At 68.8% G+C, this 12,495-nt stretch carries 11 protein-coding genes; 5 read left to right on the plus strand and 6 right to left on the minus strand.

What is annotated here, in order from left to right; genetic code table 11:
• Positions 1-406: 406 nt before the first annotated feature.
• On the plus strand, positions 407-1,867 hold the full coding sequence (locus ACLML9_RS23880; RefSeq protein WP_411947620.1) for a CCA tRNA nucleotidyltransferase: 1,461 nt from the start codon (positions 407-409) through the stop codon (positions 1,865-1,867).
• A 9-nt stretch (positions 1,868-1,876) separates the two neighbouring features.
• Here ACLML9_RS23880 and ACLML9_RS23885 read toward each other — a convergent pair whose 3' ends face one another.
• Complete coding sequence (locus ACLML9_RS23885) at positions 1,877-2,701, minus strand: hypothetical protein (protein WP_411947621.1); 825 nt, start codon at positions 2,699-2,701, stop codon at positions 1,877-1,879.
• A 207-nt stretch (positions 2,702-2,908) separates the two neighbouring features.
• Between ACLML9_RS23885 and ACLML9_RS23890 the strand changes: the two genes are divergently transcribed.
• The gene (locus ACLML9_RS23890; RefSeq protein WP_411947622.1) at positions 2,909-4,504 is read left to right on the plus strand and encodes a DUF4185 domain-containing protein; all 1,596 of its coding nucleotides are present in this window, start codon (positions 2,909-2,911) and stop codon (positions 4,502-4,504) included.
• 19 nt (positions 4,505-4,523) lie between these two features.
• On the opposite strand, the gene ACLML9_RS23895 is transcribed toward ACLML9_RS23890, so the two are convergent.
• The 5 genes from ACLML9_RS23895 to ACLML9_RS23915 are packed head-to-tail and all read right to left on the minus strand — an operon-like array spanning position 4,524 to position 8,786.
• Positions 4,524-5,387, minus strand: coding sequence for a biotin-dependent carboxyltransferase family protein (locus tag ACLML9_RS23895; protein WP_411947623.1), 864 nt, complete (start codon positions 5,385-5,387; stop codon positions 4,524-4,526).
• Positions 5,384-6,061 (minus strand): 5-oxoprolinase subunit B family protein, encoded by a 678-nt coding sequence (locus tag ACLML9_RS23900; protein ID WP_411947624.1) that lies wholly within the window; start codon positions 6,059-6,061, stop codon positions 5,384-5,386. Before ACLML9_RS23900 ends, ACLML9_RS23895 begins: the two co-directional genes overlap by 4 nt.
• A 24-nt stretch (positions 6,062-6,085) precedes the next feature.
• The gene (locus ACLML9_RS23905) at positions 6,086-6,841 is read right to left on the minus strand and encodes a LamB/YcsF family protein (protein ID WP_411947625.1); all 756 of its coding nucleotides are present in this window, start codon (positions 6,839-6,841) and stop codon (positions 6,086-6,088) included.
• 39 nt (positions 6,842-6,880) lie between these two features.
• The gene (locus ACLML9_RS23910) at positions 6,881-8,272 is read right to left on the minus strand and encodes an MFS transporter (protein ID WP_411947626.1); all 1,392 of its coding nucleotides are present in this window, start codon (positions 8,270-8,272) and stop codon (positions 6,881-6,883) included.
• A gap of 10 nt (positions 8,273-8,282) precedes the next feature.
• Entirely contained in the window at positions 8,283-8,786 is a 504-nt protein-coding gene (locus ACLML9_RS23915; RefSeq protein ID WP_411947627.1) for an NUDIX hydrolase, read from the minus strand.
• A gap of 201 nt (positions 8,787-8,987) precedes the next feature.
• Here ACLML9_RS23915 and ACLML9_RS23920 point away from each other — a divergent pair, with 201 nt between their 5' ends.
• The 3 genes from ACLML9_RS23920 to ACLML9_RS23930 all read left to right on the plus strand — a co-directional run bounded on the left by ACLML9_RS23920 (position 8,988) and on the right by ACLML9_RS23930 (position 12,424).
• Positions 8,988-9,767 carry a pirin family protein gene (locus tag ACLML9_RS23920; RefSeq protein WP_411947628.1) on the plus strand — a complete coding sequence of 260 codons (780 nt, stop codon included), beginning with the start codon at positions 8,988-8,990 and terminating at the stop codon, positions 9,765-9,767.
• Between the two features lie 120 nt (positions 9,768-9,887).
• The gene (locus ACLML9_RS23925) at positions 9,888-10,361 is read left to right on the plus strand and encodes a DUF4190 domain-containing protein (RefSeq protein WP_411947629.1); all 474 of its coding nucleotides are present in this window, start codon (positions 9,888-9,890) and stop codon (positions 10,359-10,361) included.
• A 59-nt stretch (positions 10,362-10,420) separates the two neighbouring features.
• Positions 10,421-12,424 carry a M13 family metallopeptidase gene (locus ACLML9_RS23930; protein ID WP_411947630.1) on the plus strand — a complete coding sequence of 668 codons (2,004 nt, stop codon included), beginning with the start codon at positions 10,421-10,423 and terminating at the stop codon, positions 12,422-12,424.
• Positions 12,425-12,495: the final 71 nt, after the last annotated feature.

Consider the following 12,495-nt stretch of genomic DNA (forward strand, 5'->3'; position numbering starts at 1 on the left):
GGCATTGCCCCGACGGCTGTTTTTTCCGGGCCGAAACGGCGAGACCAAGGGGGCCTCAACCCCGCGGCGCCGAAGGCGCCGCCAAAAACACAGCAGCTTGGCGAGTGAGTCCGCCTTCTGACCTTGGCGAGCAAGTCCACCCCTCCCACTTCGGTGACCAAACCACCCCTCGCTTGCGTGAGCACACCGGCTTCTCGCTTGCGTGAGCAGACCGGTTTCTTACCTGCGCGAGCTCGCCTCTCCGGTCATGAGCTCGTCTCTCGATTTCGCCGACCGGTCCGCGGCGGCTTTTTCCGCCGGGTGGTGTCACAGACCCCCGTCCGATGGCAATTCTCCGGACCCATAAGCGCCCGGCCATACCGTCGGCCGGAAAATTGCGGCTGTTCCTACTCGGTAAGGTTCTGCTGTGGTATCGACCGAGTCCGACGACGTTGTGCAGGATCGCCGTACCCGTTTGCTCGCGGCAGCCGCGATCACGCTGGGCGGGCTCTCCGATGTACTGACGCCGCTCGGTGAGATGTTCTCCGCGCATGGTTTCCAGCTGTATCTGGTCGGGGGCAGTGTGCGCGACGCGGTGTTGGGGCGGCTCGGGACGGATCTGGATTTCACCACCGACGCGCGACCGGAGCAGGTGCAGGAGTTGCTGCGCGGATGGGCCGATCAGCTGTGGGACACCGGGGGGCTGGCGTTCGGGACGGTGAGTGCCGCCAAGAACGGGCAGCAGTTGGAGATCACCACGTTCCGTAGCGACGTCTATGACCGGGTTTCGCGGAATCCGCAGGTCAGCTTTGGGGACACGCTGGAGGACGATCTCGTCCGGCGGGATTTCACGGTCAATGCCATGGCGGTCCGGGTCGCGGCCGACGGGGCGCTGGAGTTCGTGGATCCGCTGGACGGGATGGCGGCGCTGCTGGCCGGTGTGCTGGATACTCCCGCGGCTCCGGAGGACTCGTTCGGTGACGACCCGTTGCGCATGCTGCGGGCGGCGCGTTTCGTCTCGCAGCTCGGGTTCGACGTGCATCCGCGGGTGCGGGCGGCGATCACCCGGATGGCCGCGGAGATCGATCGGATCACCGCGGAGCGGGTGCGGACCGAACTGGACAAACTGATCGGCGGCGCCCACCCGATCGACGGTATCGACATGATGTGTGAGACGGGTCTGGCTCAGCGGGTGCTGCCCGAGGTCCCGGCGATGAAGCTGGAGATCGACGAGCATCATCAGCACAAGGACGTCTACTGGCATTCGCTGACCGTGCTGGAACAGGCCATCGACCAGGAGGACGGTGATCCCGATCTGGTGCTGCGCTGGGCGGCGTTGCTGCACGATATCGGGAAACCGGACACCAAACGCAACGAACCCGGTGGCGGGGTGAGCTTCCACCATCACGAGGTGGTGGGCGCGAAGATGGTGCGCAAGCGGATGCGCGCGCTGAAGTATCCGAAGCAGTTCACCGAGGATGTGGCGCGGCTGGTGTTCCTGCATCTGCGGTTCCACGGCTACGGCAAGGGGCAGTGGACCGATTCCGCGGTCCGCCGCTACGTCACCGACGGCGGCGATTTGCTGCCCCGCCTGCACAAACTGGTGCGCGCCGACTGCACCACCCGGAACAAGCGCCGGGCGGCGGCATTGCGGTCCACCTACGACGATCTGGAGTCGCGGATCGCGCGGCTGCAGGAGCAGGAGGACCTGGCGAAAGTCCGGCCGGATCTGGACGGTAACGCCATCATGGAATTGCTGGGGCTGCCGCCGGGGCCGGAGGTCGGGCGGGCCTGGCATTTTCTCAAGGAGTTGCGTCTCGATCGCGGACCGCTGACCCGGGACGAGGCCGAGGCGGCGCTCGAGCAGTGGTGGCAGACGCAGAAATGAGCCGGCCGGTCAGAAAACGATCAGGGTGGTGCCGGCCACGATCGCGGAACGGATCTGAGCCAGGTCGAACGAGCCGCTGATCGGTGCGAGTTCTATCCGGAATCGCACCACCGCGCCGTCGCGGATGGCCCACCGCACGCGCACGCCCCGGGGCAGCTCCCCCATCGGGATGGGGTTCATCGTGCGCCAGCGCCGGGGTACGGGCAGTCCGGCCCAGGTGGCGCGCCGCACGACCAGGTGCAGCACATCCTCGGTGATCGAGGCGTCGAGGTCGGCGGTGATGCGCTTGCGGTGATGTACCGCGTGGATGAGCCCCGGCCCGGTCACCGAGAGTTCCCATTCCCGCTGCCGGCTCGCGAGCCAGCCCACCACGGTGTCCAGGCCGACCGTGCCCTCGATATCCACCCGGTTGGCGCGGACGCGGGTCGGTACCCCCGGGACCAGCCGGACCTCGTGCGAGACAACGGTGACCTCGTCGATGGGCCGTTCGTCCCAGCGCAGCCCCCGGAGTACGGCTTTGGTCTGGAAATGCGCGCCGCGCCGGCGCACCTTCAACAGATCCAGGGTGCCGGTCAGCCGATGATCCAGCAGCGTCGCGCTGATCTCCTGTCCGCCGAACCGGCTCAGTATGCCTTCGCTGAGCATGGTGAGCAGTGTGTCCGGGAGCAGCGCGGTGACGGTCCCGGCGCCGAGGTCGGCCATCGGTTCCATCCAGGCGGTGGTCAGGCTGATCCACTGTTCCAGCCGGGTCTGCTCGAACAGTCGTTTACCCAGGTCGACGGCCCATAGTGCGTTGAACAGGGAGGCCGAACGGGGATCGGAGTAGGCGGCCATGATCAGTGTCGAGGGTACTGGGTCGGCCGGGCCCGGACCACGCGGTGTCGCCCGCGTCACCTGTCGTGTCGGGGCCGCGGCGCAACCCCCCGTGCGACTCGACCCACGACCCGCGTCGATCAATCGGCGCGGAGGCTGTCGGGTTCGGGTAGGTTCGGTCCGGCAATGGGACTCGACCAGAGACTGCGAGAAGTTTTGATCGAGGTGATGCCGCGCCCGCGGCCCGGTCGTGTCGGGCTCGCGTTCCTCGGATTGGTGCTCGCGGGGTATGTCGCCGTGCCGTTCCCCGCGCATGCCGCGCCGTTTCCGTGGGCACCGCCGCCGGTGAACGAGTGTGGCGAAACCGGTTTCGATCCGCTCGCCCGGGAGCCGGATCCGTCGGCCCCGCTCCCGCCGCCGGTGCCTCCCCGGATCGATATCCCGGTTCCGGTACCGCAGCTGCAACCGGTGCCCGTACCCGATCCGCCGCCGGACAACACCCGGATCACCCCGGATCCGTTGCCCGCCGACCCCTGCCACAACCCCTGCCCCGATATTCGCGACACACCGAAACCGGTGGAACCCGCACCCGATGACCCGGCGCCTCCCCCGGCCGCGCCGGGTGGCGGTTCGGCGAACGGCAGTTCGGGGTCGTCCGGTTCCGGAATGCCGTGGCGGCTACCCGAGATCCGGGTGACACCCGAAATCGAACCGATCCCGTATCCGGTGCCGGGCGGCGAGGGTGCGCCGCCGCAACCGGCACCGCCGCCGGTCGTGCATCCGGCCGAACCCGGTCCGGTCGCGGCGCCGGTGGCGCTACCGCGGGTCGAGGCGGTGCGGCTGGTCGAGCAGGTCACCGGGCACGGGTCGGCGAATCGCACCGATATGCGCTGGCAGGTCGATGGCACCGACCTCGGGCTGATGTGGGAGACCGAACCGGGACGGATCGCCATGGTTTTCGGCGATACGTTCGGAAAGGGCTGGACGGCCGGTGAGGTCGGCGGACCGGACTGGCGCAGCAATGTGCTGGCCTACAGCACCGACCGAGACCTCTCCGACGGCCTGATGCTGGATACGATGGTGCAGGACAGCCGTTGCCACGCAGCCGAACTGCTGGGTAGTCGCAAGATCAAGAACTGGGAGACCACCACCATCCCGACCTCCGGGTTCGCACTCGGCGGACGGCAGTACCTCAGCTTCATGTCGGTGAACCGCTGGAGCCGCATTCCGGGGATGTGGTGGACGAACTACGGCGGTATCGCCTACTCCGACGACGGCGGCAGCACCTGGGTGAAGGATCAGCATGCTCGCTGGGACAACCTGTTCGGGCTCAACCGGTTCCAGGTGACGGCCATGGTGCCGCACGGCGACCACGTCTACATGTTCGGTACGCCCAACGGTCGGATCGGGGTGATCGGGCTGGCCCGGGTCCCGAAGGACGAAGTGCTGAACAAGACGGCATACCAGTACTGGGTGCACGGCACCTGGGCTCCGGCGGCGGAGAACCAGGCGACACCGCTGGTGGCCGGTATCGCCAGTGAGCTGTCGGTGCGGGTCGATCCGGGAACCGGGCTGTGGCAGATGAGCTATCTGGATCCGGCGCTCGGCGCGATCGTCCTGCGGACCGCCGCCGACCCGCAAGGTAGCTGGACCGAACCGGTGCAGCTGGTATCGACCGCCGACTATCCGAAGGCCTACGGCGGTTTCCTCCATCCATGGTCCACTTCGCGGGATCTGTATCTGGCGATGTCGGAGTGGGATTCGTACAACGTGTATCTCCTGCACGCCCGGCTGGCACCGCCGGACGAGCCGCCCGTGTCGTGAGGTCCGTGGACGCCGGAGATCAGCCGGTGCCCGCCGCGCGGCGGAACCGGATCCGCTGACCGGGCCGGGCCTGCGCCACCCGGTCGATATCGGCGTCGGTGACCACCGCGATCACCGGGTAACCGCCGGTGATCGGATGGTCGGCGAGGAAGACCACCGGTTGACCGCCGGGCGGAACCTGCACCGACCCGAGCGCCATACCCTCGGTGGCGAGTTCGCCGGACGACTTCCGCCGCAGTGCCGGCCCGTCCGCCCGGTCCAGGCGCGCCCCGACCCGGTCGGTATCGGCGCTCACCGTCCAGTGACCCGTGAACAGGGCGGCCGGGTCGGTGAACCAGTCGTCCCGGGGGCCGGGCAGGGCATGTATCTCCAGCGTTGCGTCCGGTCCGGGTAGTGGCGCCTGCTCGATGATCGGCCACTCAGGGGGTGGTGGGCCGATCGGGAGAGTTACGCCGTCGCGCAACGGAGGCGGGCCGATGCCCGAGAGCGTGTCGTAACTGCGGGAGCCCAGTACCGGAGGGACATCTATTCCTCCGCGTACCCCGATATAGCTGCGCAGCCCGGTGCGCGTCGTGGCCAGCCGCAGGCGCCGGCCCGGCGAGAGGTGCAGCACGCTCGCGTGACCCACCGGGGTCCCGTCCAGGGTCGCGGGGGCGGGCGCCCCGGTGACCGCCAGCAGCAGTGAGGTTTCGGCGCGCAGGGTCAGGCCGCCGAGTAGTACTTCGATCCCGGCGCACCCCTCCGGGTTTCCTACCAGGCGGTTCGCCAGTCGTAGCGCCCCGCGGTCCGCGGCGCCGGAGGGTCCGACGCCGGAATGGAACCACCCCGGGCGACCCAGATCCTGGACGGTGGCCGCCGGACCGACCCGCTCGATCACGATCACGAGGCGGCGTCCGCATCGACGAATCGCACCCGCGCGCCGGCCTGGACGAGGGCGGGCGGGTCTCGATCGGTATCCCACATGGCCGATGCGGTGGTGCCGATCAGCTGCCAGCCACCCGGCGTCACCCGCGGATAGACGGCCGACCAGCCTCCGGCCAGGCCGACCGACCCCGCCGGTATGCGGGTGCGCGCCGTATCGCGGCGCGGGACGCTGTACTGCCAGTCGGCGGCGGTGAGATAGCCGAAGCCGGGCGCGAAGCCGACGAAGGCACACTGCCAGGTCGCGGCGGTGTGCGCGGCGATCACCTGGTCCGGTCGCAGATCCAGCAGCGCGGCCACGGTATCGAGATCGGGACCGTCGTACCGCACGGGAATCCGCACAGGTTCGCTTGCGGGCGTGAATGTTCCACGGGAAACATCGGCTTTCGTCGCGCTCACCGCCGCGACGACGCGTTCCAGCTCACGCCGCACCCGAGGTGCGGAGCGCACCGAATCGAGGGTCACCAGCACGGTTTCCGCGGCGGGCAGGATGTCCACCACCCCGGCGACCGGACGCCCGGCCAATTCCGTGGCCAGCCGGCCGACCCGCTCCGGATCGTCCGGAATGAGCAGGAAGGCCCGGTCGCCGGCACACCGTACCGCCGTCTCTTCCCGGATTCGTGGAGCTCGCGACACGTCACCTCACCCCCGTCCCGTCGTTCAGGTGAACGACGCTACCGCTATCCCGGCGTCCTCGAGCGCGGCACGGATCCGCCGGGCCATCCGGACCGCGGCCGGGGTGTCGCCGTGTACACAGATGCTGTCGGGCGAGACCGTCACGGTGCCGCCATCGCCCAGCACCCGGGCGGTACCGTTCTCCGCCAGCGAGACCGCCTGGGCGACCGCCGGTTCGGTACCGAGTACGGCGCCCGGGGTACCGCGCGGTGCGAGACCGCCCGCGGCCGTGTAGGCCCGGTCGGCGAAACCCTCGCTCACGAACGGGGTCCCGGCGGCCAGCGCCGATTTCTCGAGATGGGTACCGGCGGGCCCGAGCAGGGTGAGGGCGGGATCGTAGTCCCGCAGGCCCGCGAGCACAGCGTCGGCGAGCGCCGCGTCGGCCGCGGCGGCGTGGTACAGCGCGCCGTGGGGTTTCACATATCGCACCCGGTCGCCCGCCGCCCGGGCGAAGCCGTCCAGCGCGCCGATCTGGTAGAGCGTCTCGTCCCGGAGGTCCGCGGGCGCTACCGCCATGGCCCGCCGCCCGAACCCCGCCAGGTCCCGGTATCCGATATGAGCCCCGATCCGCACCCCCTTCTCCACCGCCGTCGCGCAGGTGCGCCGCATGATGGACGGATCGCCGGCATGGAAACCGCAGGCGATATTGGCGCTGGTCACGATGTCGAGCATGGCGGCGTCCTCCCCCATGCTCCATGCCCCGAACCCCTCACCGAGGTCGCTGTTGAGGTCCAGCCCCATGGCACACCCTCCTTCCGGCTGTGCCTTCATTGTCCTCCCTCATCCGGCGTCGCCGGGTCGCCGAATCCGCCTGCGGTTGTTGAGCAGCAATGCGACGATGCCGATCCCGTAACAGGCCGCCCCGGCCAGGACCACGCCCGGGGATCGGCCGTCGGCCGGGACGACCAGTGCCGTCACCGCGACCGCCAGGACGAACGCGATATTGAATACCGTGTCCTGGAGGGCGAAGACCTGGCCGCGGCGGTCGTCGGGGATATCCATCTGCATGGCGGCGTCGCCGGTGAGTTTTATGGTCTGTCCGGCCAGCCCGAGCAGGAACGCCCCGGCCAGCAGGAGCTGGTGGGCGCGGTGCACGCTGTCGGCCGCGTGGGTGAGGGCGGTGGGCAGGACCAGCGCCAGCTGTACCGCGATCGCACCGGACAGCGCCAGCAGGACGGTCCGGGGCCGGCCCAGTCGGGGAATGAGCAGCGGGGTCAGCAGCGCCGCCAGCAGCATTCCGGCGGCGGTGGCGGTGATCGCGACACCGAAGCCGATCAACCCGCTGTCCACCGCCGCGCCGTGCGACGGTGATTCCCGCAGCACCAGCACCATGACGAGCGTGTTGATGCCGAAGACGATCCGGTGGGTTCCGATACCGATCATCGCGGTGGACACATCGACCGAATGCCGGACCGCGCGTGCGCCGACCAGCAGTCCGGCGAGTACCGCCCGTACCGCGCCCGCGGTGTCGCCGGGTTCCGATTCCGGGCCGAGAGTGCGCGGGCGGAACCCGGCCGTGAGCACCACTCCGGCCACCGAACCGGTCACACTCAGCGCCACGGCGACGGCCGAACCGGTATCGCCGGCGCCGATCGCGCCGATCACCGCCACCGCGGCCGCCGCGCCGCCGGCCGCGCACGCCGAGCCCACTGTCGCGAGCACGGAGTTGGCGGGCACCAGCCGGTGCGAGGCCAGCACCCGCGGCAGCGCCGCCGACACACCGGCCGCGGTGAACCGGCTGATTCCGACCACGGCCAGCGCCAGCAGCAGGAGGAAACTCGCTCCGGCCCCGGTGAGCAGGCCCAGCGCCACCACGGCGATCAGCAGGCCGCGCATCAGGTTGGCGATCAGCAGGACCAGTCGCCGATCCCAGCGGTCCAGCAGTGCCCCCGCGTACGGTCCGATCAGCGAATAGGGCAGCAGCAGTACCGCGAAACCGGCCGCGACGGCGAGCGGGTCGGTTTCCCGTTCGGGGTTGAACAGGATCGCCCCGGACAGCGCGGCCTGGAACATGCCGTCACCGAACTGGCTCGTGAAGCGCACCAGGGTCAACCGGACCGCGCCGGGGCTCTCGCTGATCGCGGCGCGTAAGGCCGACAGATCATGCCGCCGCCCGCCGCCTTCCGGTGTCCGGTCCGTGGTGGTGGTGGGTTCGGGCGCAGAGCTGGACACCGCCGCGACGCTACCTGCCCCGCGGGCCCGGAGGTATTCCGGCCGGTCCGGACACGCGTTCGGCGATCAGCAGATCGACGGCCTCACGCATATCGGGCGCCATCGGCAGGGTGCCCAGCGCGCCGGCGTCTATCCAGGCGTAATCGTCGTGCTCGTCCGGGTCCAGCGTTATCTCACCGGGTTCGGCCTCGGCCAGGAAACTGAATTTCCGCACCTTGGCCTTGGTGCGGGTGGCGTAGTCGAACCAGCCGAGAAAATCGGTGATCCGGCGGGCCACCAGGCCGGTTTCCTCGAGCAATTCCCGCGCCGCGCCCTCGGTGAGCGATTCGCCGGATTCGACCCCGCCACCGGGTAGCTCGTACATTCCGCCGAGATAGTCACCCGGGACCCGGCGCACCACCAGCAGTTTCCCGTCCTGGAACACCGCGACGCCGACGACCAGGTCGGTGACGCCGTCGCGCCGCGCGGCGGCACGCAGCCGCTGCTCGGTCCGTGCGAGTGCTTCGGGGTGCATCCTTCACCTCCCGGTTCCGTATAGATCCATTTTCGTGAAACGTGTGCCACACCGCTATTACCGCCCCGGTTGCTCATCGGCCGTTCACCCCGAGGTCGCTCGCGTAAAATGCCCAGAGCTGACAATCGACGAGGTCGTGGTATCGCCGAGGTACTACATGCGGGAAAGGTAATTGTGCCCGAGCCGGAAAGGAGTCGTGCGATGTCCACGCTGCCGACGCCGCATATCGATGTGCATCGTGCGGGTGACCGTCTGAAGACCCGGATATCGTGGCTCGATTCCAAGCATTCGTTCTCCTTCGGCGCCCACTACGACCCCGAGAACACCCATCACGGCCTGCTGCTGGTGAACAATGACGATATCGTTCTGCCGGGCCAGGGGTTCGATACCCATCCGCACCGCGATATGGAGATCGTGACGTGGGTGCTCGAGGGGTCCCTGGTTCATCAGGATTCGCTCGGTCACAGTGGCGTCATATACCCGGGGCTCGCGCAGCGGATGAGTGCCGGTACCGGCATCCGGCATTCGGAGAAGAACGATTCGTGGCGGATCGACGGCAACCGGCCCGAACACGACGAACCGGTGCATTTCGTGCAGATGTGGGTGTTGCCCGACGAACCCGGGATCGAGCCGGGGTACCAGCAACTCGAAATCGACGACCAGCTGGCCGCGGGTGGCCTGGTGACCGTCGCGTCCGGGCTGCCGCGGTACCGCGACCGCACCGCCATCGCCATCAACAGCTCGCATTCGGCGCTGCACGTGGCGAAATCGGCGCCGGACGCGCAGGCGTCGGTGGAACTGCCCGAGGCGCCCTACCTCCACGTATTCGTCGCCCGCGGGTCGGTCGAGATGGAGGGTGTGGGCCTGCTGGACACGGGTGACGCCGTGCGCCTGACCTTTTCCGGCGGCCAGCGGCTGATCGCGCGGGAACCGGCGGAAGTGCTGATCTGGGAGATGCATGCCCGGCTCGGCGCCAGCTAACGTCCGAAAAGTCCGGATAGGGGTCGACCCGTAGGTGATCGACCCTCGACAATGATATGCGGACCGAGATCGCTCGAGCGTTACGGCAGGGTCTCGACCAGCTCAGCTGAGGAGGAACGTATGTCCTATCCACCGCCCCCGGGCTATCCCGAACCGGGGCCCTACCCCGGCACCGGCGGGCAACCCGAGTACTGGCAGGAATCGCCGAAACGCAAGGGGATGGCGATCGCCGCGCTGGTCCTCGGCATCCTCGGCGTACTGAGCTTCTGGACGATCGTCGGCGGCATCCTCTTCGGGCTCCTCGCGGTGATCCTCGGTGTGATCGCCCTGGTGAAGGCGAATCGCGGCACCGGCGGCGGCGGGGTCATGGCGGTGATCGGCCTGATCCTGGGCGTGCTCGCCCTCGCCGGAGTGATCGTCGTCGGCATCGTCGGCTGGGGCATCTGGTCGGATTCGGGTGGCCGCGACTTCGTCGACTGCGTCAGCAACGCGGGCGGTGACCAGAGCGCGGTGTCGCGGTGCGAAGACGAGTTCAACCAGCGTATCGAGGACCAGTACGGGGTGACGATCGCTCCACCGGAGCCCACCAACTGAACGGGCGGGCCGGTCCGGTATCCCACTCGGACCGGCCCGGCACCGGCATACTGGGTTCTGTGACTTCCGACGTGACGAGCCCCTCCGGTATCGATCTGACCCATCTCGACCCGGCCGTCCGGGTACAGGATGACCTGTTCACACACGTCAACGGCGCCTGGCTGGCCGAGTACGAGATCCCGGCCGACCGGGCGGTCGACGGCGCGTTCCGTACCCTGTTCGACCGGGCGGAGCTGGATGTGCAGGAGATCATCCGCAATGCCACGGGGGAGCCCGGCAGCGACGCCCGTAAGATCGCCGACCTCTACGCCTCCTTCATGGACACCGACGCGGTCGAGTCCGTGGGTCTGTCCCCCGTCGTCGAAGAACTGGCCGCGCCGGCGCGGACCACCGACCGGGGTGAGTTCGCCGGGCTGCTGGGCCGGCTGCAGCGGGTCGGGGTCTCCGGTGCGGTCGCTGTCTACGTCGATACCGACGACAAGAACTCCCAGCGCTACCTCGTCTACGCGACGCAGTCCGGGATCGGGCTGCCCGACGAGTCCTACTACCGCTCCGACGAGTACGCCGAGGTGCGGGAGCGCTATATCGCACATATCGACCGGATGTTCGCACTGGCGGCGGCCGATCCGCGGATCGCGGAGCTGCTGCCGGGGGGCCCGGTGGGCAGCCGCGTCTTCGAACTCGAACGCAAACTCGCGGCCGGGCACTGGGATGTAGTGCGCCGTCGTGACGCCGAATTGAGCTACAACCTCACCACTTTCACCGACCTGGCGGCCGCGCATCCGGAATTCGACTGGACCGCCTGGGCCGACGGTCTCGCCGAAGGCGTCACGGGTGGCGGCCCGGACCTCCTGGCCGAGCTGGTGGTCCGGCAACCCGACTTCCTCCGGACCTTCGCGCAGCTGTGGGCATCGGAATCGCTCGAGGAGTGGCGGCTGTGGGCGCAGTGGCGGGTGCTGCGGTCCCGCGCGCCCTATCTCACCGAGACAGTGGTCGAGGAGAGTTTCGATTTCTACGGCCGCACGCTGACCGGCGCCCAGGAGAACCGCGAGCGGTGGAAGCGCGGGGTGTCGCTGGTACAGGACCTGCTCGGTGAAGCCGTGGGAAAACTGTATGTGGCCGAGCACTTCCCGCCCGAGGCCAAGGCCGCGATGGTGCGGCTGGTGGAGAACCTGCGCGAGGCCTACCGCCGCAATATCGCCGAGCTGGAGTGGATGAGCCCGGCGACGCGGCAGGCGGCGCTGGCGAAACTGGACAAGTTCACGCCCAAGATCGGCTACCCCGAGCGCTGGCGCGACTATTCCGCGTTCACCGTGGCGCCGGCCGACCTGGTCGGCAACTACCGCCGCGGCTACGCCGTCGACCACGACCGGGACCTGAACAAGCTCGGCGGCCCGGTGGACCGGGACGAATGGTTCATGACCCCGCAGACCGTGAACGCCTACTACAACCCGGGAATGAACGAGATCGTCTTCCCGGCCGCCATCCTGCAGCCGCCGTTCTTCGATATGAACGCCGACGACGCCGCCAACTACGGCGGGATCGGGGCGGTGATCGGGCACGAGATCGGGCACGGCTTCGACGACCAGGGCGCCAAATACGACGGCGACGGCAATATGGTCGACTGGTGGACCGATACCGATCGCGCCGAGTTCGGGAAGCGCACGCGAGCGTTGATCGACCAGTACGACGTGCTCTCCCCCGCCGATCTGTCCGACGAGCACACCGTGAACGGTGAGTTCACGATCGGTGAGAACATCGGCGACCTGGGCGGACTCTCCATCGCGCTGGAAGCGTATCGGATCTCGCTGAACGGGCAGGAAGCCCCGGTGATCGACGGCCTGACCGGACTGCAGCGGGTGTTCTTCGGCTGGGCGCAGGTCTGGCGGACCAAAGCGCGGCCGGAGGAAGCGATCCGCCGACTCGCGGTGGACCCGCACTCCCCCGCGGAGTTCCGCTGCAATGCGGTGGTCCGCAATATCGACGCCTTCCACGAGGCGTTCGACCTGACCCCCGACGACGCCCTCTACCTGGCGCCCGAGGAGCGGGTCAAGATCTGGTAACCGTCACGACGTGACCCCGCCCGGAGCGCCGGGCGGGGTCACGTTCTGTCTTGTTGTTTCCGAGGGGCCTC

Origin of the sequence: Nocardia sp. NPDC002869 (assembly GCF_046764065.1) — a bacterium.
GTDB lineage: Bacteria > Actinomycetota > Actinomycetes > Mycobacteriales > Mycobacteriaceae > Nocardia > Nocardia rhamnosiphila.